The following is a 22,451-nucleotide window of genomic DNA, read 5'->3' as shown; positions in this document are numbered from 1 at the left end:
TTATGTGTTGAATGCTTTGGTTGTTCTGATTTTAAGTGTAAGTAGTTTGATGATGTACTCACTTGTGTTATACCACATGTTACGGAGGTATTCCTCTTCGGGAAGACATTTATCTAATGCTGATTTCACATCAACCGGGATCAGATGAATATGCAGATTGTAAAATGACCGGTTATACTGATAATGGTTTTTTGCAGCATGCTTCAAAATGTTTATCGTAAGTTCTAAACTCCATTCAGTTTCCATTTCTGTAGCATGTCCAATAATTTGATCCGGGTACTTATCGAAAAATTTATTGCTATAAAATTCCTGTTGCCTGGCTGGCAGGAGCGGTATAATGTCTATATAAAAAAGGTCACTATACTGCATGAAATTAAGCGCCCATCTCTTATCCTTAAAGCCAACAATCGAATTTACCAATTCAGGGATCAGTTTATTTCCGGTAGTATCTTTTTGAAACAGACCTATGATTTGTTCCGGGTCCATTTCCAGGTGTTTTTCCCAGAATGAAGGCGGCACAGACTGCACCAACTGTAATATGATAAATTCATCGTCGGTGAGCTCCTTCCTATTGCTAAGCTTATCGATTCCGCTTTTATAAATTGCCTCATCGGTTGATTCCGGCAATCTGCATTGAAGGGCTGTCTTTTTCATCATGCCCAACAAAGACTTTTCTTTTTTGATTGTTACGGATTCCTTTAACAACTTTTCATACATGAGTACGATGGCTGAACCAGGAATTTTTTTCAATAATTTTATAGCGGCTTCTTTCACCTTTTTACCTTTTTCAGAAGCCAGGCCTTCCAAAAAAGCTATATCAACACCGCTTGTATTCTCTGAAAGTATTTCAAGTAAAGCTGTTTTGGTATTTGCATCTTCCTGCGCCCAGGTTTGTTGGACCCAGTCCATTGCTTTCGCGGGATCCGTATCCCGAACCTGTTTTAATATCTCTTTTCTTTGTTCAAATGTGCCTGTTTGCCAAAGCTCTTCACCTGTTTGGGTTGAAGAGAAATTCCAGGCTGTATTGAAACTCCCGAGCCATTCTCCTCTTTTACCGCAACAGGCCGCGATTATCAGTTGAAGCTTTTTTTGCTGGGCACCAGTTTGTAATAACACAGGGACATAGTCTGGCTTTACGATCAGCTGTCTTTCATAACAATGATGCAACCAGAATTTTATCAAAGGGATGCTTTCTTCTTCGATGATATCTTTCAGTACCAGGGAAGCTAAAGCACTGCAGTATGGGTTTTCTTCTACAGGAGCAGCACATTCATGGGTATTTCCTTCTGTAGTGGCAGCCCACCGCACTGGCGGTAATTGAAGATAACTGCAGCCAGCTGGAGAAATTTTTCTTCTTTATCTTTTGCAGCGTTTGCATAAATAATTGCAGCCGCCGTCGCAAGTGGCCCTGCCGGGACTTCATCGGCACTAACCTGTTTCTTGTCAGTACCCCTCATAGCGGTATTAATTACGGTATCCCAGAATTGCATGCGATCGTTTATAAACCTGGTAATAGATTATATTATTTTGTAACCATCATCCTGCCATACACCCAAAGGCTCGAATTGATCTTCTTTGCCTATCACTGCCATATCCACCGATTGACCACCACTAAGTGATAAAAGCTTCCAGATATACCTGTCTTCATTTTTCAAGGGCATCAAGGCGTTTTCAGCATCCTGCAGCCACCATTGCTGATTGTATTTTACCAGTTTCAGTTTGCTGACTACAAATGCACTTTCGCTCCTGAATGGCAATATACTGTTCAACCGGGATTCCGATTCGGCAACCTGTTGCCAATTCTCCAATGTTTTGAATTTAGTTACAGCTGTTGTAGCAACCTGTCGTTTGATCAAAGCCCGCTGCGGTATTGTTGAAGGAAAGAAAATTAATTCAGCCTGCACAAACATACCAGGTGTAAGATTGAACTGAGCTCCCTGGCCACGGACAATAAATTGCATCAATAACGCATAATTGTTTGTCTGCGTTCCGTAAAGCCAGAATTTTTCAGTAGTTACGGTATCTGTTTCTGATACCTTTTTACCAAGTACCAGCCAGGTATCCATTACACCGGTCTTCTCCTTTAATTCGTCCTGGTTTTGAGTAAAACCGATCCAGGTCCTCAGATCATCCTGCAAGCTCTCATCTATTGATGAACTATTCCTGAATCCTTCAACAATCATGTATATGCGAAGTAGCTGATCCAGGAAACCGGAATGCCAGCTTTCCGCATAAAAATTGGTTTCACTGAGAGTTCGTACGAGGGCTGCCAGGCCAGGAGCCTGCGCATCTATTAATCTCCTGGACATGTTTTCAAAAAAAGCCGGTCCCTTTTCAGGAATGGATAAGAATCCATTGCGGATGATATCTTTTAACCATGCAGTGAGTTCTTCAACGCCTGCACTTACTTTTGATAATCTTGCCTCCTGCCTCCTGGATTGGGCGGCTTCATCGACAGGCTTCTCTTTTTTTTCAGCCTGCACTGCTTGCTTTTCGGTTCTTTTACTCAACCAGTCTGCAACCCAGGCAGGTGCATCCACGATAGGAAAATCATTTTTGTTCCTCGAATATAAAAGTAATAAGCCGAGTCCATGTTTACAGGGGAATTTGCGGCTGGGGCAGGAACATTTGAATGCGATATTGCCTGTATCAACCTGCGTCTGGTAAGGCTTACTGCCACTACCCTGGCATTCGCCCCATAAAGCCTGGTCACTGGCACCCCTGGTAATCCATTTACTTATGTTTGCGAGATCCTTTCCTGATTTTTTGGAGGATTCATCGGGGGCCAACGTGAGTATCTGTTCTTCAGTAAGGTTCAATGACGGTGTTTGGCAATGAAGATAATTGGAAAATTAAAATAAACAAATGCCAGGAAATGCTTTTCAATTTTTCGCACCACCCACCTTAGCATTGTTCACCATACTATTAAATATGGCAAGCTGCTCTTTCATAGCTGTTATCTTGTCAGCAGGGCTATCGTGTGCTTCCAGGAGAATCCATCCATTATACTCAATGGATTTAAACAGACTGATCAACGTTTGGAAGGAGTAGATTTTATCATTGAGGTTTCGAACATGAACAGTATCTCCAAACCACTTTTTCACACTATTAAAATTGCTTTCCAATCCAGGAGGTAACAGATCTGTTTCATTACTATTCCAGCACATTTTTACATTCGGCTCTGTAACCTGGTCGAAGATTGCTTTTATATTGGGAATCTCCTGGGTGTATTGACCATGTACTTCCACCCTGACAAGCTGGCCATAGTCTTTGGCAAACTTTCCAACCTCGTTAAAAGAAGCTGCTATCTGGGCAATTGTTTTTTCCTTTGAAACCTGCGGTGGCAGATGGTTCGGTTTAACCTTAATACCAGTAGCACCGATATCTTTACAAAGCTTTATGTATTCTTTGGTTTGGTCAATGTTTTTTCGCAATACCTGCGGATCGGGGCTATGATATTCAAAATTAGATCCATATCCAATGCAGGTAACCTTGCTATCGGCAAACCTTTTTTTAACCTCAGCCCGCTGTGCGGTGCTAAGGTCTGATTCTACTTTGTGAGCATGCTGTGTTCTTAACTCAACCCCCAGGAAGCCCGTCTTTTCACAATTAGCAATCAATGTGGGTAGATCCCAGTCCTTTCCCCATTGATATGTTACCAGTCCCATTCTCATACCCTGCTGCTGCATGTTTAATAAGTGCAGGCGGTCGGTGAAGGCCAGGGCCATACCTGCACCAAAACTATTCTGAATAAACCCGCGACGCGAAAGATCATTTTTCATATGACAATTATTTGTTGACTGAAAATCTTTTGATATTTATATTCGATCATATTCTGATAGATTCAATAATTTCTAAGTCCAAATATAAGGGCTACACTTCAGGTTTTACTGATAACCATTATCGCATAAAGTTTGAAAGCATTGAAGATAGAAAAAAATTGAGCAGTAACTCAGCGTTGTTTTATTGAAAAAATATGAAACGCCAATCAAAAGACTTTGCCTATCCACCTTAAAAAATTAACAAATGCAAAAAAATATTATCATCATATATTTAGATTACGGTCAGCCAACCTCGAACTGGTTCATCATTTTATCAAAATTATCGCTATGCCAGTTGAAATCGTTAATTGGATTGAAATCCCGGTAACAGAACCTGAGCGGGCACGTAAATTTTACGAAGCGGTTTTTGAGTTCAAAATAGTTGACATGGAAGTCGGAACCGAATCCTATGCCTGCTTTCCAAACAAAAACGGGGATGGTTTCAGTGGTGCCCTTGTTCAATATGAATTTACCATACCAGGAAGGCAAGGTCCCTTAGTGTACCTGAACGCGTATAATAATATAGATTCGATGTTGGAAAGGATAGAATCTGCCGGAGGCAAAGTCATAGAACCTAAAAAAGAAATTGCACCAGGTTTTGGATTTTTTGCGCTGTTTGAAGATAGCGAAGGAAATATGCTGGCTTTGCAAAGTGAGAGTTAATTATTAAGAAGATTACATTTATTGAAGACATAAATCAAATTCAAAAATCGATTTTACTTATGAGAAAATTAATTTTATTACTTGTTGTTTTCGACATCGTGTATACTTCAGGATTTACACAAAGCCTTGCGGTCTCAAACAAAACTAAACCTACACTTGTTGAAGCAACCCCTTCTTCGGCCGGTTATTCACTAGAAAGGCTGAAACGCATTGATCAAACCATCCAGGAATATGTAGATAAAAAATGGATCGCGGGCGCCACGGCTATCATTGTACACGATGGAAAAATTGTTTACTATAAAGGAATTGGGTATGATGATATTGAAAAGAAAACGCCATTGAAAAGAGACGCTATCTTTCGGATTGCATCCCAGACAAAAGCTATCACCAGTACAGCCGTGATGATATTATACGAAGAGGGGAAGTTTTTGCTGGATGATCCTATTTCAAAATATATCCCCGAGTTTGCAAAACCAAAAGTCGTGGATAAGTTTAACGAAGCCGATTCTTCATACACAACAATACCGGCGAAAAGAGAAATAACCATCCGGGACTTACTTACACATACTTCCGGTATAGACTATGCGGGAATTGGCAGTAAAACCATGAGAGCAATCTATGCCAAATCCGGAATTCCAAGCGGCCTGGATGCAAAAGACAAAACACTCGGGCCGGAAATAAAAAAGCTGGGTTCGTTGCCATTAGTACATCAACCGGGGGAAAAATGGACCTATGGTTTAAATACCGATGTACTGGGTTACCTGGTTGAAGTTATTTCGGGCATGACATTGAATGAATTCTTTGCCAAAAGAATATTCGAACCACTTGGTATGAAAGACACCTATTTCTATCTACCACAGGTTAAATATAACCGCCTGGCAACATTGTATACGGAGGACTCTTTAAAGCATCTTACCAAAGCTCCTGAACCTGGCAATGGTATAAGAATAAACTATCCCAATACAAAAGGCACATACTATTCAGGGGGCGGTGGATTATCATCTACCATGTACGACTATGCGATTTTCATGCAAATGTTTTTGAATGGTGGCGAGTATAATGGCAAACGAATCCTTTCGAGAAATACGGTGCGTATGATGACAATGAACCAGATAGGCGACCTCAACATGGGAGATGGTAAATTTGGTTTAGGTTTTGGAATAACGACTGAAAGAGGCAGCTCAAGATTTCCGGTAAACCAGGGTACTTTTGACTGGGGCGGCTATTTTGGAACTTCCTATTGGGCTGATCCCAAAGAAAATATTGTAGCACTTTTTATGACCCAGCAGGTTCCCAATAGTCATGGTGACCTTGGTAACAAGTTTAAAGTGCTGGTGTACCAGGCGCTGGAGTGAAGGATCACCTAAGGATATCATAAAGAGGGATCATCTTTGCCATTCACAGTTCTGACCGGATTATCGTGTTGATGAATAAACTCTGCAAGTTTATCCAATTCTTTTTCTGATGAGAGCCACCAATCTGTCGACCAGATCCGGTAAAACTTTATACCATAATCTTCTATTTGTTTTTGTCTGAACATATCCCAGGCATATGCCTCATTGCTACTATGGTATTTCGCACCATCGCATTCGATAGCAATCATGGGTTCGCCCGACATTTTTGATCTGATTATCATATCGATATGGAAACCACCAATTCTATATTGTTGTTCGATCCTGTTTTCGCCAATTCTTCCTGCAAGTCTGTGATAAACTTCTTCTTCAAAAGGAGACAAGGAACCAGGGTTTTGTTGTGTGGTGTCAGGCACCTTTGAATCGCAGTTTGCATATAATAAATCAAGAATAGTCTTTTTAATTTCATGATTGGAATCATTGACGGCCCTGGCATAAGCCAGGTAGGCATAAAATACTGCGCGGCCATTGTTTCGCTGCTCGCTAAGCAATGTGCTCCACTGATTGATGTTTTCTGCAGGAATAGAACTAACTACAAAGATTTTATACTTAGCCCTGGTGATGATTACGTTTAGCAGTTTATAACCATTCCCTTGAACGATAGGCCCAAATTGCTGACGGAATGATCCATCAGGCCTTCTTCCGAAAGTGGTGGAGATGATCATTATATCTCTTTCATCACCCTGTATGTTTTCGAGATTTTTTACGAATAGACCTGGGCCAAGTTCAATTATTTTCTTATCGTATTCAGGATTCGACTGCCTTGCTTTGATGATCTCTTCCAGGATCAGGTTTCTTTGATAAAGATTAAAGGTTGCTACTCCGACAGATGGCATTCTTTCATTTGGCAGTGGTTTGATATGATGAAGTAAAATATCAACAACCCGGCGCGCTTCTTCTTTATTTACCTGTTCTTCATAAACCCCTTTCACATCTATAAATTCAATGGGAGTATACGCAGATTTAGGTGGCATTGGAATTAATCGTTTTCCATAAAAAGCATGGTTTGAAAACTCGATCAGATCGGGATGCTGAGAGCGGTAATGAACTTTCAAAAAAGATTGCCGGTAATTGCTGTTCTCTGCATACACCAATAATGACTCACTGTCTGCAAGATCAAGTGAGGAATTGCTAACCTTGCCCGGTGTCCCTGTAAATACCGGTTCTATGAATTCTTCCGGCTCTTCATCCGGGCTAATCAGCGCCCCACCTCCCTGGAAATAGGATGATGGCGGCATCTGTTGACTGTCACCCGATATGATCTTATATTTTCCCCTGATCAGTGACGGAAAAGTATCTTCCAGGCGAAGCTGGCTTGCCTCGTCGAATATGACAAGGTCAAACAATCCTTCTTCCAGCGGAACTATTGAACTACAAACTGAAGGACTGACCATAACAACGGGAAAGAAAGATGTGAAGAAAGAAAAATCGGTCCTGATAATTTTCCGTAAAGAATTTCTTCTTACTCCCCTCGCTCCTCTTTTATTATAAAGGCTTACCGGATTGAGATTATTCATTTGCCATTCACGTACCGCATCAGTTTGCCTGGATGACCAGGCCCGAATGATACTTTTAACCTGGTTGTCTTTTAACTCAAACTTCAATCTAAACAGGTCAGCAATCAGTGTGTTGTTCTGTGGAACATCTTTAAAATAAATTTCATGCTTAGCCAGCACCCAATAGTAATACCAGGATTCAAAAATTGCCTGCCAGTTGTCAGTTGCAGTTTCTATCATCGCCCTCACCACCTTTTCTTCATGTGGCGACAGTCCATGATAAAACTGTTTCCATTCAAAAAACAGCCTGAATTCGTCGATATGAGTTAAACATATACGAAGTTCTTTGAGAAGCTGTTGACTATAATCTTCCAGGCTGGAAACTGAAAGGGGTTTTATTACAACCTGGGCAAGCAAATCAGTTTTTTCGAGAAATTTTAATGTTTGTTCATGTTTGTTTTCAACATCTGACTTCAGGTTAACAATTGCCCGGTGATCAAGCCGGAACTGCCGCATATTTTCAAGAATAGCATGCAGGTCATCGATTACTTTATCTAATGAGCCTACAAGATCGTTAATGGTTAATGATTGGGTAATGGAAATTTCAGTGAGCTTTTGAAGATTAAGCTTTTTAATGAAATTAATTACTTCCTCTTCTAATCCGCGAAGGTGAATTGCTTCATGTTCGTATTCAGGATGCAGGGTTGATGAAGAAAAACTTTTGAGGAATAAATCAACGGTCCCGTTATTTTGTTTGTACCAGCTTTCCATTACTGCCTGCAATTCCTCCACGTTTTCGACAAATTTCCCCAGGTACATGTCTTTTTCAAACGAAACATATTCGTGAATGAAATATGGAAAGTCAGCATGCACTTCTTTCACTTCTTCGAAATCAGTAAGTAGTCGCTGGCGATTTATCTTTAAAGTTTTGTACCTGCCCAGGAATATCCCAAAAGCACTGATCTGAAAACGTGTCGCAGCCGTGTTCTTAAAAAACAGTTCGCCATATTTTTTGCGATTATCCCCAGCATATTGCAGGTAAGCTGAAGATGTGGTCTTCAGACGTGAATAATACGTTTCATAATGAGAAATTAACCATTGACTGTATGCGTTCTTTTTGTTTGCTGCTAATGTTTTCAACCCATCCAGGTAATCAATGGCCTTGAGAATCTCAATTTCCAAAGGGAACTTTTCAGGAAGTTGCGCTGCATCAAACAGGCTCGATTCGTTTATCGTATTAATATAGCTCCCGGAAAGTTCATGAACAACCGGATGATATTGAGATGCGACTTCAAGTTTCCAATGCTCAAACTGCTTGTAATAATTTTGGGCTGCGACCAGCGTTGCTTCAAGAGATGTTTTTAATGTCTCGCTGTTATCTTCCGCCTCCATTTGAGCAGCCCTGATATTGTCGCCTTTAAACACTGGAACCGAAAAGAAATTCAATGGATGATTCAGCGTTTTTACTGGTCGGAATAGCCTCGCGGCAGTGGTCAGTTTGTTGAGATAATTATTTAGTTCTTTGCCCTCTTCGTCGAAACTGAAGTCCTTCTGATTAAGTTTACCTCTTAATAAATCCGGATTTGATTTCGCGCTTTTGCCCAGGTATTCCCCTGTTATTTCTGGCCATGTTTTTCCGGCAAATATTTTCCTGTCCAGCTTTTTATGCTGTTGATTCAATTCAGTTATCGACTTTTCAATTTCCTTCCTGATTGACTCATACCTGATATCAGTTGGTGGAACATTTGTATTCAGAGAGCCGATTCGATCCCTGACTGAATTTACAATAACATCCCTGTCCGAACTGATGTCTTCAATAATAGCAGCCAGGTCACCCAACTTTTCGTTTTCCTTATGGAGGTTATTTTTTATCACATCCAGTGCAGTCTTTTTCTCGCAAACAACCAGACATTTTAAACCATTGGAGAGCGCATTCGTGATCAACGCCGTTAAAGATTGGCTTTTCCCTGTGCCTGGAGGTCCCTGTATTATTTTTTTAGGATCTGAACCCAGGGTATTCAGTATTTGTTGTTGGCTGGGATCCGTTTCTACGGAACTTAATGCTGTGCCCGTGAAGCCTTCAACTTCTAATTCTTCAAACCGGAACTCATCAAACCTTTCTATTAACCGGTCGATATCAGATATGATACTTTCTTTTTGTGCCCTGAAGAGACCAAAGACTCCACCGAAATGAATCCAGGGATTATTACCGGACGTAATGTTTTCGAAATGGCCGGGGTCTGGTATCTGTTGAAGGATCGTATCAAAATGCTCATCTAAATGTTGCCTGGTATTTTCTGACACGGAATTTAATGATGCCAAAACTGTATAACAGGCATTTAACAGTTCTTCTCTTGTGATCACAGCATCCTCGAGCAACTCTTCATTGATTTGTGGAATGGTGATTCCTTCGTCCGTTTGGAAAAACGAAGAAAGTACTTCGTTTACTCCTACCGAATGAATTTCTTCATCGACAACCTTACCGGATTCATTACGAACCTTATTTCGGAGAATGGACCAGGTATCCACCTTGTTCACTGATTTTATGATCTCCAATGGCCAGATAAACAGCGGTGCTTTTATTACTTTATTAATATCTTTCCTGGAACGTTTGATCAGAAGTGGGTATCCAAATCCAAATGTTTTGCTTCCATGTTCCTTAAAATAATCTTCGTTTTCGAAGTGTAGCGAATTGAGCCTTTTGGCCAAAAGACCAAGTTTCTTTTGTTCATCCTGTGAAGCCTTATTCAAATCTATACCATCAAAATTTATTGAAAACTCAAAAGACGATTTAGTGAGTAACGAATTGAGAAAAGAGTTCGCGGCATTTGAATGTACTGTATTCAGATGAGCAAGATCAAGCCTGGTAGCAAAACGACCGGGGATTGCATTCAGATGGATAGAACGTATGTTACCACCTTTCAGTTTATCGCGCAGGGCCTTTAAGAAAACAATATCTTTCATAGAATCGGCAGAATTGTTTGGATTGGTATTTAGTTAATAGTACTACAATGGCGGTACAGCTTTACAGTTAACTATGCCAAGGCAATTTCAATGGGCCAATATAAAGATAAACAGACAAATTGAAGGGTGAAATGGAATGTAAAATAACTCACAGAAGTTCTTCCAATGAAAATCAGGTATAATATTAGTCTGATTGCGGATTTTTAGTGTTTTTTAGACTTTGCCCACTATTAACTCACACATTATCGATTTTGTAAGCGGTGACAATTTATGATCGGCAATTCTGGAGAACATAAATCCCCCCGAAGAATGCTCTTTCGAGGGGAGATGTAGTGTGGTATAGCTAAACTGTATTTGTTACCCTTATGATACTAAACCTGAACCATTGGTTTGAAGATTTAAAGTGGTTAAGCGACTTATGGATAACTAATGCCTGTCGCTTGCTCAGCTAAAGTCCAAAGTCTTTTAGCATCACTTATATTCAATGCATTTTCGTCAATGACAGCCTCCGCCGGGTAGCCACGAACACCGCCATCTTTGTCGGGTCCATATAGTGCCCCACCGGTAACTTCTTTAGATGCGGCAGCATACAAGGAAGGTAAAGCGCCCTGCCACGGTTCCATGAGTTCACCGAAGCGCTCTACAGCCTCGTTGAAGGCTTTGTCACTCATATGCCTCGATAACTCTGTTTTATTAGCTCCAGGTTGCGCCGCGATAGATAGCACCTGGTCTCCTCTGGCTGTTATCCTCCGCTGCAGTTCAGTTGAAAATATAAGGTCCGCCAGTTTGCTTTGCTGGTACTCCCGCATTGGTTCGTAGTCTTTTTCCGATTTTAAATTGTCAAAGTCAATTTTACCATTCTTGTAGGCTAAACTGGTTAGGGTGATTATCCGCGACTCCGGAGTAGCATTAAGCAACGGGTACAGGTAACCGGTCAATGCAAAATGACCGATAAAGTTTACCCCAAATTGCAATTCATAACCTTGGGCAGTCCTGGATGCCGGAGGAATCATTACACCGGCATTGTTGATGAGCAGGTCCAGCTTATGATGTTGCTTTATATAGGTTTCGGCAAATTGTTTCACTGAAGCAAGGTTGCCGAGGTCAATCAAAGCTGCTTCAAGCGTACCTGTGCTGCTTTCTTGTTTCATTTCAGAAAGAGCTTGGTTGGCTTTCTCCAGGTTTCTGCAAGCCAGTACTACATTTGCGCCCGCCTCATATAAAGCAAGTGCGGTTTCAAAGCCGATGCCCGTATTTGCGCCGGTTACGATCACCCATTTGCCGGATTGATCGGAAATATTCTGTTTTGTCCACATAATTGAGTTATTTATGATGCAAAGTTCATTAATAACAAACATGCGGACACTACTGAATCGAAAGCAAAAACTATAAAAATCAATCAATATTTGATTGTCTGAATTTTGAAGGTGAAACTTTTTCACGGGTTTTAAAAAAGCCGGAGAAATGATTAGGCTCCTGAAAGCCCAGGCTCCAGGCAATTTCGTTAATGGTTAGGTTAGTGCTTTTAAGTAAAATTTTGGCTTCCTGCAATAAGCGGTCATTGATTAGTTGTGAAGTGGTTTGCCCGGTTATTTCTTTCAAAGTCTTGTTAAGGTGGTTCACATGAATATTTAACTGCGCTGCAAAATCTGAAGGAGAACGCAGCTGGATAACCTGGTTGCTCAATTCAATCGGGAACTGCCGTTCCAGCAATTCTGCGAACAATCCAGTGATCCTTTCAGAGGCATTGGCACCGGAATTATGAATTCCCATAGCGGGTTGCATTTTTTGTGCCGAATGGATTACCTCCATCAAAAGATTGCGCAACAGATCATATTTAAATGCATAATCACCATGAAGTTCATTAGACATACGTAAGAATAATTCATTGAATTGCCGGGCATCGCGGGGAGCTAAAGGAATCACGCCGGTATCGGCACCCCGAAATACAGGATAATCTTTGATATTGGCAAAACGGCTGAAAAACGCTTCGGTAAATATGCAGACAAAGCCGCTGTGCTGTTCACTGATTCTTTCCCAGAAAAAAGGAATCATCGGGTTGGTAAAAACCAGTACACTTTCGTATACTTCAATAGATTGATCGGCGTAGTGGATTTTACTGTGTCCCGTTACAAAACTTACTTTATAAAAATTACGCCGGCTATAGTTCACTTGCTTATGTTTGGGCAATAGCAAATCCTCTACTTTAAAGATGTTAAAATGCCCTATTTCATTCTGAATAGCTTCCGGAGCCTGGTTAATATATTTGTAAAATGTTTGCAGTTTAACTACTGTAGCCATAGACGCAAAGGTATAAAAATCAAAGAGTGCAGAAATTTTCTTTCATCTTTCAAGATCCCAGTTTTCGATCAGCTCAGCAACGGGCTTTAGATCAGATTTTTTAAGAAATGCCAGCAGTTCGGCATCCGAAAGTTTTTGCTTTTCAGTTTTCAATGCATTCCAGAGTTTCGAGGATATTGCTTTACCTCCCCGTTCATAAATCACTGCAGCTCCTGAATGCAGCCGGCATTGATACCAACCATAATTATTGGGATATTTCACAGCAATTTCATTGTAGTTCAATTCCAGGTCTTTCAGGGTGGTATAATTAAGCCCTTTTCCTCCACCGCTAACAACCATTTGCGGAAACAAGGTTAGCGCAGGCACAAGTTGCGGTTCATTTTCGGCGATATAGGTGTGCAACAACATGTTTACAAAAAGCTCCCCCATCCAGTTACGTTGCATTGTGAGACCCGCCTGCATGTGAAATGCATGTGCCAGTTCATGCACCGCCAGTAAATCGAAAAATCGCTCCATACTTAACGAACTGTCGCTGCGACTATAGACATTTTTAATTTTTGTAACCAGGTCGCCAGGTAACCGATCCAAAGGCGGCAAAAAACTTTGCCAGAATGGATTATCATCGGCTGCTACGATCAATATCTTTTCGTTATTGTAATGAGGCATTCCGTAGACCACTGTTTTCGCGTATTTGGGCCAATCCGTGGGAGACAATACCAATACGGTTACTGAAGCTTTAAAAGAAAGTAACTGATCAAAGTAAGGAGCAGCCTTATCCATTCGTTCTGCAATAGCCGAGGCTCTTTGTTCACGGCCTTCGCTATAATATAGATTTATGATCCGGGCGGTCTTTGATTCAATAAGATTTTCGTATTGCTGTGCATTTCCCGGAAGCACAAACGATGAGAGCAGGGAAAGAAATAGAAATCTGGACATAGTTTCGTTTTGATATTTAACAATTGCACGGGTTTAGGATGTGGCAATTGTTAAACAAATTTCGAAACTATAATGCCGGCAGGATAGTACAAAAGCGACATGATCAGAATCGCCTGGCCGTTTGCATACGGAAGGGAGTTTGTTCCAGTTCTTTTTCGATGCGACCCGGTGTTACTTCAGCAAACTGTTTGAAATCGCGGATAAAATGCATTTGGTCGAAGTAATTACATTCATAGGCAATTCGGGTCCAGCTCCAGTCGGGGAAATCTTCACGCAATCGGTAAGCTTTTGAAAACCTGACCAAACGGGCAAATAATTTAGGAGGGAAGCCAATTCTTTCTTTGCTGAGCCTTTCGAATTGCCGGAGACTGACACAAGCCAGTGAAGCAATCTTTTCCATGGATATATTGCCATCGTTTTTCATTAGTTCAAGCATTGCTTTATCGAAAGGCAAAATCAATTTAAGTTTTTTTGCTTTTTGCAGCAGGAACTGTTCCGTTATATCTTTGATTGCATCGAAATGAGGTGCCTCCTGTAAACGATCATTCAGTTCTTCGATTTCACTTCCAAATACATCTGCAGCATCGAGACTCTCATCGATCATCCGGTGTACAGGATAACCCAGCAACCTATAGAGACCGCCGGGCTGAAAACCAATACGCACGGCTTTCAGATCCCTGTTTACATCGATTGTAACAGGGGAAAGCTGGGGCCCCACTATTACGCTGCGGGGTTGCAGGATAAAACCTGCACCTCTTTGCTGTTGCATCTTAATACGATCGTTGATATAAAAATACATCTCGTTCTGCGGCGTTGGCGGATAAGGAGAAACAACAGGAGGTGCATCTTTACCGACCTTTGCATGTACAATCATGATGGAGTGAACAAATTCCTGCAGAATTGGATGCGGGTTATAGAATTTTATATCCAGGGATGATTTTAAAGAAAGTTACGAAATAGGTAGAAAAGAAAAAACACCTGGTTATTTAAATTCAGGAGCTTTATTTAAGAAGAAAATCTTTGAAACCAACAATTAAAAATAAATTTCCTTCCGTTTGTCCGGTTCGTCCCTACCCATTCGTCATAAGCTAAATCATCTTAAAAACTAAAAAACATTTTTATGGAAAAATTTATGCTGATCTTCCACGGAGGTATGCCAATGGATGCCTCACCTGCCGATATGGAGGCAAACATGGGCAAATGGATGGCCTGGGTAGAAAAACTTACAAAGGAAGGCAAATATGTTTCAGGTGAACCACTTTTGCCTGGTGGCAAATTGGTGAGTGGACCTGCGTCAGTAACCGATGGTCCATACACCGAAGGCAAGGAAGTAGTCGGTGGATATTTTATCCTCAATGCCAACTCGATAGAGGAAGCCATTGATGAGTGTAAAAATTACCCGGACTATGGTTATGGCGGGAAGGTACAGGTTCGCCAGGTGATGAAAGTGAATATGTAATTTGCGGTATGCAACTTTCTATTCATCAGACAGTCGATCATCTTTTCCGGCACGAGTCGGGAAAGATGATTGCTGTTTTGTCTAAACTCCTGGGCTTTCAACAACTGCACCTGGCGGAGGACATAGTGCAGGAAACCTTGTTGAAAGCCATGACTGCCTGGCCTTATAATGGTGTGCCAGATAATCCGACCGCCTGGCTCCATCGCGTGGCCCGCAACAAAGCAGTTGATCTGATCAGGAAAGAAAAAACGTACCGGCAGCTCAAGCCCCGGCTTCAATACCTGTTGCAATCTGAATACACTTTATCTGCTACCGTGCAACAGTTTTTTGAGGTGGAAGAAATCATGGATAGCCAGCTCAGCATGATGTTTGCCTGTTGTCATCCTTCGATACCGCTGGAATCACAGATTGCGCTTATTCTAAAAACATTGTGTGGTTTAAATAACGCAGAAATTGCCAGGGCATTTTTGAAAGAAGAAGAAACCATTGCCAAACGGATCTACCGGGCAAGAGAAAAAATCAGGTCCGAAAATATTTCTCTTGAATTGCCGCCTCCATCACAAATCACAGAGCGAATATCCGCGGTTCTGCATAGCCTTTACCTGCTCTTCAATGAAGGCTATAATTCATCGCATCCCGAACAACTGATCCGTGAAGAGCTTTGTGAAGAAGCCATGCGCCTGGCTTATCTGCTTACCAAACATCATTCAACCAATGGCACGCGCACACATGCATTGCTGGCTCTTTTTTGTTTCCAGGCTTCCAGGTTAAATGCAAGACTGGATGACAGGGGAAATATTATATTGCTAAAATACCAGGATCGCAGTCTTTGGTACAAGCCTTTGATTAGCCAGGGCAATCATTTTCTTGAGCTGGCCACACAGGAAGAAACATCGGTTTATCACCTGGAAGCTGCAATAGCCTGGTTACATGCAACGGCACCTGATTTTGAAAGCACAAACTGGCATGCGATCTACCATCTATACGGAATATTATCACGGCATCATCCTTCAGATATTATATCACTCAACAAAGCCATTGCTGCATCTTATGCAATTGATCGCAAGACTGCCCTTGCAGAACTGGAGGAGATCAGGGGTCTTGACAACAACCACTTATATCATACAGCGCTGGGCGAAGTTTATTTTGATGAAGGAAGGAATAATGAAGCCAGGCAATGTTTTCAAAAAGCATTAAACCTGGCTATCAACTTGCCGGAGCAACAATTGCTCCGGAATAAGTTAGAAGGCTGTTAGGTCTATTTAAATAACCATTGTTATTTAAAATAACCATTTTTTGCCATAAATAACCATTGTTTCTTTTAATAAATAAATGAAACCCGCTATAACTGGCCCATTGTAAATGCCATTATGCGGGTTTCAAATAAATTCAAAAAAAAGTTATCCTTTCTATAACAAAATTAACGCTTCACCGTAACCTTCAAAAAGTTGGCAGGTATTGATGTCCTGCCCGCATCTGTACTTTTGTTCTGACTCTTAAATAAAACTTCCAGCTCATTTTGTAAATCAGCAGTCTTCCCAATCTTCCCTGCAGCTTCAAAAGCATTCATGGTTGGCCCATAAAAGTTTTTAAATTGGTTTACAAATTCCGAAGCGCTATAAGGGGCATTAAATGTAAACGTCTCTTTACTGAAAGATATATTTTCAGCTGGAATTCCGGCTGCTACAAAACGGTCGGTAACATGTTGCTCTACACCCCATAACATCGGGCTTACAAAACCTTCGGGTGGCGGTGGCATATAGGCAGTGCTGATCTTAAGGATTTGTGCTACGAGGGTTGGGTCACCAGGTATCCAGTTGCCCATCACGATTTTACCACCGGCACGGGTTACACGTACCATTTCCTTTGCCACATCAAATGGTTTCGGGGCGAACATTGCTCCAAAAATAGATACCACAAAGTCAAAAGATGCGTCTCCTGTTTCATTCATGTCTGATGCATCCGCTTCATAGAAATTGCAATTGGTAAGTCCTTCGGCTTTTGCCCTTGCATTTCCAGCTGCAACGAGGTTACCTGCAATATCTAATCCTGTAACCCTGGCCCCGAGCCTGGCTTCAGGTATGGCAGTAGTTCCATCTCCGCATCCGAGATCAAGAACATCCATGTCATTTGTAATTCCCAGTTTGGCTACCAGTTGCTCACCGCTTTCACGCATTGTGTCTGCAAGCCGTGTAAAGTCACCCTTTTCCCAAAGGGCTTTGTTTGGATTCACCTGGTTTGTCTTTTCAAGTACTGCTGTGTTTGAATTCATGTAATAAGGTTTTTGAAATTTTGAACTGAAATCAATTTGATTATTGCAGCTCAAAATTAGAAGTCCCCCGGGTTTATTCTTTATCTGGAGAGTTCGGAATTTTGACTTAAAAGTCCAACTTCTTTCAACGGATTCGATGCATTTAATACGCTGGCAAGACGATGGCTTCCAAAAAATTGGCAACTATTCCTATAGTTTGGCGGGAATCTTTTCGGCCAACAGTTCAGTCGAATGCAGATAATCTTTCAGATCACTTCGAAACACCTTTAAGGCTTTAACAATATGCTTTTCAACCGTGCTTACAGAAATATTTAAGTCTTTGCTTATTTCTTTATGCGAGCGTTCTTCCTTCCGGCTAAGCAAAAAAGTCTGCCGGCATTTTTGAGGAAGGTTTCGTAAAATCTGATCAATACGGCTACTCAATTCACGGGATTCCAGATCTGGAGAAAAACTATTCCTGTTACTATCATCCAGGAAATGGCTCTTAAGATATTCGGTCCTGGTCGTTTCGTCCCGAAAATAATTCAGAATCCTGAATTTTACTGCCTGGCTCAGGTAGGCCTTTAAAGATGAAGTGATTTCGATTGTGCTACGCTTATGGTAAATTGCGATAAAAATTTCCTGGACTATGTCCTCTGCTTTCTCTTTGGACTGGAGGCGACGGTAGGCTGAATCTATCAGATGTGGCCAGTAACGGTTGTAGATCTCCTCAAAAGCCTTTACATCATCTTGTTTTACAAGATCAAAAAGTTGCAGATCAGAAATTTCCTGATACGATGAACTAAGAAGGGGCATGCAATTCGTTTTGGAATGACAGTAATATACAAACTTAAACCAGGCTAAATTATAAGTGATTAATATTTAATTACTGAATATACATAATTGGCAAATCCATTTGGTTTGCCTGGTCAGTATTAAATATAGTCACCTGAGTTTAACAAAGCCGCCATGCCCGCTAAAAAAAATTTTTAATAATTTTTCCCTGCTCATAATGCCGGTTCAAGGGAAACCCTTCTTTTTTTCGGCATGTTGATTCTGTAGATGCGGTTAGTGATTAATTCGATCTGTTGCTTCCATGTCTCTCTCACTTCCGGAAACCTGGCTTTCTTATAGGTATTTACCACGCCACGTACGAACGGGTCCCGCCTGGCATATAACAATACAGAATCCATTGTTGATTCGGTATCATTGAACAATAAGCCCTTACTGGTCAGAATTGAATAATGCAGCCAGTAGTATTCCCGGAGGCGACGTTCCAGTTCCCATCGCTCTACATTCAATTGCATGATGGCAAGTGATTGCTGGTATTGCGGAGTTGTGGTTATTGTTCCCAGGTTTATCCCTTTAGCCAGATCAGCCCCACTCCATTTGCCGATCACTACCGTATCAATCTTCAGGATGTATTTCAAACCAGGCTCCAGGCCACTAATCATCAAAGACTCCGTATTAAATTCATCCGTAAAGGGTACAATTGCTAAAGCATCGGATTGTTTTTTTGGGTTCATCCCTCCACTTCCACCCCTTGAAATAGTGTCAATGGGGTAAGGTAGTGAATTGGATAAATAATCAAAACTTAAGATATGATTGTTGTTGGAAATTTTGGTGACTTCGCAGTTCTTTGAATTAAGAACTTTCAACTTCAGCGCGTCTATTTTTATATCCGCAACTACTGAACCGGCAAGTCCTTGCTGCTTCAGGAAATAATAAGCCATAACCATATGCCCGTCATTTGCCGGATGTATCCGGTCCTGGCCGCATAGCGTAAATAAAGGATCATTTTTTTGACCGGCCAGGTTCAAAGCCACTATTGGTCTATTAAGATCAAGGAACTCCCATTTATTTTTTTTTGCTGTTTCCGCCTGAAAATCTGCTATGCGTAATAAAGCATTGTTTTTCCCGGTGAAAGCCCTGGTCTTTATTTGTGATGTTTCATCATATGGGGACGAAGCTATCATCAGTTTGCGGGCATCCGGATAAGACAGCAATTTTTTTTCGATGAGTCTGAAACTTTCGATCGATTCCTGTACACGTTTATCCGCAAATGCTTTTGCATTTTCACGGAGATATTCCTGGTAACCGGTATCGTTCATTCCAAAGGTAAGAGTGATCACCGTTGGTTTATGAATAAAGACATCTGACTCCATCCTGGAGTTTATCTGGGCAGCGATGTCTCCGCCTATACCGGCATTAAAAACCCGGATATTCATATTCGGAAAATGGGTCATGTAATATAACCAGATATAGGAGTGATAATGCCCCCCATCAGTAATACTGTTGCCCACAAAAACAACCCGGTCTCCTTTCCTGAATGGTGTAACTGGTTGCGCATTTATATGTATGCAACAAATCAGCAGGCAGATAATAACCGTTATTGTATGAAATTTTTTTTTCATTATTAGTACGCTGAGAGATCGTAGCAAATAGATTGCAGTTTATTTAACCAGGCCTGGAATTCGGATGGTTCTGAACCCAAAACGGGGTACTGAAATCATTACTGAAGATCTGCCCCCGGCTTCTGATTTAACGGTCAATGAATTTTTAACAGCACCGTCCAGCTCAATCAATTCCATCTTAGTTGCCTGTAAATTAAAGGTGATTTTTTTGGGTTTGTTGTCAGATTCGGCATTAAATACACGCACAAGCAGATCACCACCTTCAACAGTAACTGAACTAAGGTGAAGCTGGTCTCCTGAATTCACGATACCTGGAAACGGCGCAGATTTATCCGATGCATCAGAAACAACAGCTATCAAAGGTTCATTCCATTTCTCAGTTTCCGTGTAGATACCGGCATTGTCCCATTTTCCCTTGTGCGGTATAAGTGAATAATTAACTTCCATTGCACCTGTGATGGTATAATTTCTACCCCATAGCCCCATTCCCGAATATTGCATGGTAATACCAAGTGGATGATCCTTACCATGTACATAACTGGTGGTATGATCAGAGAGGACGGCCAGCCCATATGCATCTGTGGCATCGGCAATATCTACCCAATTGAGTATAATATTATGTTTGATACTATCCCAGGTACTAAAAAATGTATTTTCGTTTTTACTTGAGGTTACATCAAATGGGGCATTTTTATAAAGTTTCTGTGATACCGGGGAAGGAAACAACACCAGGAGTTTGTCGCGGTCATCATAAAAGGCCTTGTGATAATCTTTCTGATCCCACTTTACATCCTGCGCATAGGCATTACCGATACCTACATTTGATTTCCAGTTAATTTTTGTCTTCAGATCTATGCGTTTCTGACCATCGGATAAACTGATCTGTTGAGTAAAAGGATGCCCTGCAATTGTGCCGTTGATAGTGATCTTTTTCAATGCCGGACCATCTTCAGTAATTGTTATGCTGGCTGGATTATCCATCGATGAATGAAACCCTCCGTCTTTAAAAAAGTTACCACGTAATTCGTTAAAACCCCGTTTGTTTTTGGTATCCACAAATTCGCGGTTACCCAGCTTTTTAGCCACGAGGCTTTTGATCACTCCTCCCCGAACAGGATCAATTATAATACTATATAAATCAGATTCTAATTTATATGTACCATCGGGAAGCTTTTTCACTCCGCCAGCGGCCAACTTTTTTTCAGTGCCTGCACTGATCATAAAATTGCTATAACCCATTGCCGGAACAGTGGCTTTAAATTTTATCAGTAACTGGTTACCGCTATCCGATCTGGAAATTTGCGAAACTACTACTCTTCCAAGTTGATCGGTTATGTTGATTGCTCCAGTTAAAAGACCGGCATCAACAGAAGCATGCACCCATTCCTGGCGGTCAAAACCAAGTGTGTTATAAACCCTTAGCTGCCGAGCCGATGTTAAATCTGATCTATCTGAGTTTTTATAAATTAAACTATCAGCGTTGCCATTGCTCACTTTTGTCCAACGCTCTACCATACCAGCCCAGTTAGTATTAAACTTGCGGTTATATGGAACGATCCAACAGTCGTGATGTTGAGCCAGTAACAAAGGTCTCCAGCTTAGTTCAAAAACTTCTGCAGGCCAGGGTTGTTGTCCATGAACAGTATTTATGGCTGCGATTTTCTCTGCCTGTACCAGTTTGTTTTCAGCTGCTCTTACCTGCTGGCCTATGCGCTGAAGAATCTGCGATCCCCATACCAGGCTAACCTGCATATCTTCCTGGGAAAATTTCCAATCCTGTGAAGGTGTTTTGATAGAGACATTTGCGATATAATCGCGCCAGGTTTTATAAATGGAAGGATTGTAACTCCGGCTACCATCACCAAGCCAGGGTCCATTTTTCCATCCTGCGTCCTGCAGGCACATTCCAACCGGGTTTGCGATACCATATTTCAATGCGGCATCGATATATTGTTTCGAATTGTTCCAGGAGATTGTTTGCCAGGTCGAGTTTGGCTGCAGTGCTTCAATTGCATATCTCGGTACTGTTATCAGTTTTGAAGAATTATCCGGGGCGATCCAATTCACCAGTTCTCCCCCAAAGGCACGGGTGTAACCACCCCAGCAGGTGTTCGGATTCTTAAGTGAAGCATATTTATAGCCGTACGATTGGAGTATGGTTGGCAATGCACTTGTAAAACATGGTTCTTCTGACGAATAGGAAGTGAACACCGCTTCAGGAAAATGATGTTTCACTTTTTTCATTCCATAATAAAACTGGCGGATGATACTTTCACCTGAAATATTGAAAAGATAACTTTGTCCATAGGACGGGTTTACATATTCAATCCGCCCCCCCAAAGTTTGGTCAGCAAAAATCTTTTTAAAATCGGCATAGGCCGCAGGGTCCTTAATCATGGCAGTATCCCAGGTATCGGGTTCTATTTCAATATTGATGTTCCATTTAGGATTTTTTTGCAGTTGATCCACCATAAATCTCGTATTCCACTCAGGATAATGACCCCAGACTCCACCATGATAGCCATCGATAAAATAGGCATTCTGGGCATGAGTGCTGATAAGTGAACCCAGCATGAAAAACGCAGTTAAATAAGTTCTGATTAGAGCCATAGTTTTTGGTTTCTGGATGATTTTTTATAGTGCCTGAAAAATAATAGCCTTGTGTAGAAACAGAAGGCCTTGAATGCACCAAAACGATTGCCTGTAGAACGCTGCCTGTAGCGTTAGATCTAAG

The 22,451-nt window shown here is 41.3% G+C and carries 17 protein-coding genes; 4 read left to right on the top strand and 13 right to left on the bottom strand.

From position 1 onward, the window contains the following. The 4 genes from VK664_RS25970 to VK664_RS25955 form a co-directional block, all read right to left on the bottom strand. Positions 1 to 1,308 carry a DUF5691 domain-containing protein gene (locus VK664_RS25970; protein ID WP_461401637.1) on the bottom strand — a complete coding sequence of 436 codons (1,308 nt, stop codon included), beginning with the start codon at positions 1,306 to 1,308 and terminating at the stop codon, positions 1 to 3. Beyond that, entirely contained in the window at positions 1,254 to 1,490 is a 237-nt protein-coding gene (locus VK664_RS25965) for a hypothetical protein (RefSeq protein ID WP_461401636.1), read from the bottom strand. Before VK664_RS25965 ends, VK664_RS25970 begins: the two co-directional genes overlap by 55 nt. Positions 1,491 to 1,517: 27 nt before the next feature. Then, the gene (locus VK664_RS25960; protein WP_461401635.1) at positions 1,518 to 2,819 is read right to left on the bottom strand and encodes an SWIM zinc finger family protein; all 1,302 of its coding nucleotides are present in this window, start codon (positions 2,817 to 2,819) and stop codon (positions 1,518 to 1,520) included. Between the two features lie 63 nt (positions 2,820 to 2,882). Further along, positions 2,883 to 3,782 (bottom strand): sugar phosphate isomerase/epimerase family protein, encoded by a 900-nt coding sequence (locus VK664_RS25955; protein ID WP_461401634.1) that lies wholly within the window; start codon positions 3,780 to 3,782, stop codon positions 2,883 to 2,885. A gap of 327 nt (positions 3,783 to 4,109) precedes the next feature. On the opposite strand from VK664_RS25955, the gene VK664_RS25950 reads away from it, so the two are divergent. Together VK664_RS25950 and VK664_RS25945 are read left to right on the top strand one after the other, a co-directional pair. Continuing rightward, the gene (locus VK664_RS25950) at positions 4,110 to 4,484 is read left to right on the top strand and encodes a VOC family protein (protein ID WP_461401633.1); all 375 of its coding nucleotides are present in this window, start codon (positions 4,110 to 4,112) and stop codon (positions 4,482 to 4,484) included. 59 nt (positions 4,485 to 4,543) lie between these two features. Further along, complete coding sequence (locus VK664_RS25945) at positions 4,544 to 5,839, top strand: serine hydrolase domain-containing protein (RefSeq protein ID WP_461401632.1); 1,296 nt, start codon at positions 4,544 to 4,546, stop codon at positions 5,837 to 5,839. 17 nt (positions 5,840 to 5,856) lie between these two features. On the opposite strand, the gene VK664_RS25940 is transcribed toward VK664_RS25945, so the two are convergent. The 5 genes from VK664_RS25940 to VK664_RS25920 form a co-directional block, all read right to left on the bottom strand. Next, positions 5,857 to 10,356, bottom strand: a complete 4,500-nt coding sequence (locus tag VK664_RS25940; protein WP_461401631.1) for an AAA domain-containing protein — start codon at positions 10,354 to 10,356, stop codon at positions 5,857 to 5,859. Between the two features lie 416 nt (positions 10,357 to 10,772). Further along, on the bottom strand, positions 10,773 to 11,672 hold the full coding sequence (locus VK664_RS25935) for an oxidoreductase (RefSeq protein WP_461401630.1): 900 nt from the start codon (positions 11,670 to 11,672) through the stop codon (positions 10,773 to 10,775). 79 nt (positions 11,673 to 11,751) lie between these two features. Continuing rightward, positions 11,752 to 12,657, bottom strand: coding sequence for a helix-turn-helix domain-containing protein (locus tag VK664_RS25930; RefSeq protein WP_461401629.1), 906 nt, complete (start codon positions 12,655 to 12,657; stop codon positions 11,752 to 11,754). 42 nt (positions 12,658 to 12,699) lie between these two features. Next, positions 12,700 to 13,593 (bottom strand): hypothetical protein, encoded by an 894-nt coding sequence (locus tag VK664_RS25925; RefSeq protein WP_461401628.1) that lies wholly within the window; start codon positions 13,591 to 13,593, stop codon positions 12,700 to 12,702. Between the two features lie 103 nt (positions 13,594 to 13,696). After that, positions 13,697 to 14,518, bottom strand: a complete 822-nt coding sequence (locus tag VK664_RS25920; RefSeq protein ID WP_461401726.1) for a helix-turn-helix domain-containing protein — start codon at positions 14,516 to 14,518, stop codon at positions 13,697 to 13,699. A gap of 195 nt (positions 14,519 to 14,713) precedes the next feature. On the opposite strand from VK664_RS25920, the gene VK664_RS25915 reads away from it, so the two are divergent. After that, the gene (locus tag VK664_RS25915; protein ID WP_461401627.1) at positions 14,714 to 15,052 is read left to right on the top strand and encodes a YciI family protein; all 339 of its coding nucleotides are present in this window, start codon (positions 14,714 to 14,716) and stop codon (positions 15,050 to 15,052) included. Between the two features lie 8 nt (positions 15,053 to 15,060). Continuing rightward, complete coding sequence (locus tag VK664_RS25910; RefSeq protein ID WP_461401626.1) at positions 15,061 to 16,308, top strand: RNA polymerase sigma factor; 1,248 nt, start codon at positions 15,061 to 15,063, stop codon at positions 16,306 to 16,308. Positions 16,309 to 16,472: 164 nt separating this feature from the next. Here VK664_RS25910 and VK664_RS25905 read toward each other — a convergent pair whose 3' ends face one another. The 4 genes from VK664_RS25905 to VK664_RS25890 form a co-directional block, all read right to left on the bottom strand. Then, a complete protein-coding gene (locus VK664_RS25905; protein WP_461401625.1) occupies positions 16,473 to 17,324 on the bottom strand; it encodes a class I SAM-dependent methyltransferase in 852 nt (283 codons plus the stop codon). Between the two features lie 189 nt (positions 17,325 to 17,513). After that, positions 17,514 to 18,119: an RNA polymerase sigma factor gene (locus VK664_RS25900; protein ID WP_461401624.1), complete on the bottom strand. Its 606-nt coding sequence runs from the start codon at positions 18,117 to 18,119 to the stop codon at positions 17,514 to 17,516. Positions 18,120 to 18,310: 191 nt separating this feature from the next. Continuing rightward, the gene (locus VK664_RS25895) at positions 18,311 to 19,717 is read right to left on the bottom strand and encodes an SGNH/GDSL hydrolase family protein (protein ID WP_461401623.1); all 1,407 of its coding nucleotides are present in this window, start codon (positions 19,715 to 19,717) and stop codon (positions 18,311 to 18,313) included. Between the two features lie 39 nt (positions 19,718 to 19,756). Further along, positions 19,757 to 22,327, bottom strand: a complete 2,571-nt coding sequence (locus VK664_RS25890; protein WP_461401622.1) for a glycoside hydrolase family 38 C-terminal domain-containing protein — start codon at positions 22,325 to 22,327, stop codon at positions 19,757 to 19,759. Between the last annotated feature and the right edge of the window lie 124 nt (positions 22,328 to 22,451).

The sequence above is a fragment of the Flavitalea sp. genome, from assembly GCF_035489435.1.
GTDB lineage: Bacteria > Bacteroidota > Bacteroidia > Chitinophagales > Chitinophagaceae > DATHKG01.
Note: the sequence above shows the minus strand (reverse complement) of the source record. Positions and strands in the feature narration are given on the sequence as shown.

What these genes read in the sequence shown, in the direction of transcription:
- VK664_RS25965 (WP_461401636.1), bottom strand. Translation starts at nt 1,490, where the DNA reads ATGCAATTCTGGGATACCGTAATTAATACCGCTATGAGGGGTACTGAC.
- VK664_RS25955 (WP_461401634.1), bottom strand. Translation starts at nt 3,782, where the DNA reads ATGAAAAATGATCTTTCGCGTCGCGGGTTTATTCAGAATAGTTTTGGT.
- VK664_RS25950 (WP_461401633.1), top strand. Translation starts at nt 4,110, where the DNA reads ATGCCAGTTGAAATCGTTAATTGGATTGAAATCCCGGTAACAGAACCT.
- VK664_RS25945 (WP_461401632.1), top strand. Translation starts at nt 4,544, where the DNA reads ATGAGAAAATTAATTTTATTACTTGTTGTTTTCGACATCGTGTATACT.
- VK664_RS25940 (WP_461401631.1), bottom strand. Translation starts at nt 10,356, where the DNA reads ATGAAAGATATTGTTTTCTTAAAGGCCCTGCGCGATAAACTGAAAGGT.
- VK664_RS25935 (WP_461401630.1), bottom strand. Translation starts at nt 11,672, where the DNA reads ATGTGGACAAAACAGAATATTTCCGATCAATCCGGCAAATGGGTGATC.
- VK664_RS25930 (WP_461401629.1), bottom strand. Translation starts at nt 12,657, where the DNA reads ATGGCTACAGTAGTTAAACTGCAAACATTTTACAAATATATTAACCAG.
- VK664_RS25925 (WP_461401628.1), bottom strand. Translation starts at nt 13,593, where the DNA reads ATGTCCAGATTTCTATTTCTTTCCCTGCTCTCATCGTTTGTGCTTCCG.
- VK664_RS25915 (WP_461401627.1), top strand. Translation starts at nt 14,714, where the DNA reads ATGGAAAAATTTATGCTGATCTTCCACGGAGGTATGCCAATGGATGCC.
- VK664_RS25910 (WP_461401626.1), top strand. Translation starts at nt 15,061, where the DNA reads ATGCAACTTTCTATTCATCAGACAGTCGATCATCTTTTCCGGCACGAG.
- VK664_RS25905 (WP_461401625.1), bottom strand. Translation starts at nt 17,324, where the DNA reads ATGAATTCAAACACAGCAGTACTTGAAAAGACAAACCAGGTGAATCCA.
- VK664_RS25900 (WP_461401624.1), bottom strand. Translation starts at nt 18,119, where the DNA reads ATGCCCCTTCTTAGTTCATCGTATCAGGAAATTTCTGATCTGCAACTT.
- VK664_RS25895 (WP_461401623.1), bottom strand. Translation starts at nt 19,717, where the DNA reads ATGAAAAAAAAATTTCATACAATAACGGTTATTATCTGCCTGCTGATT.
- VK664_RS25890 (WP_461401622.1), bottom strand. Translation starts at nt 22,327, where the DNA reads ATGGCTCTAATCAGAACTTATTTAACTGCGTTTTTCATGCTGGGTTCA.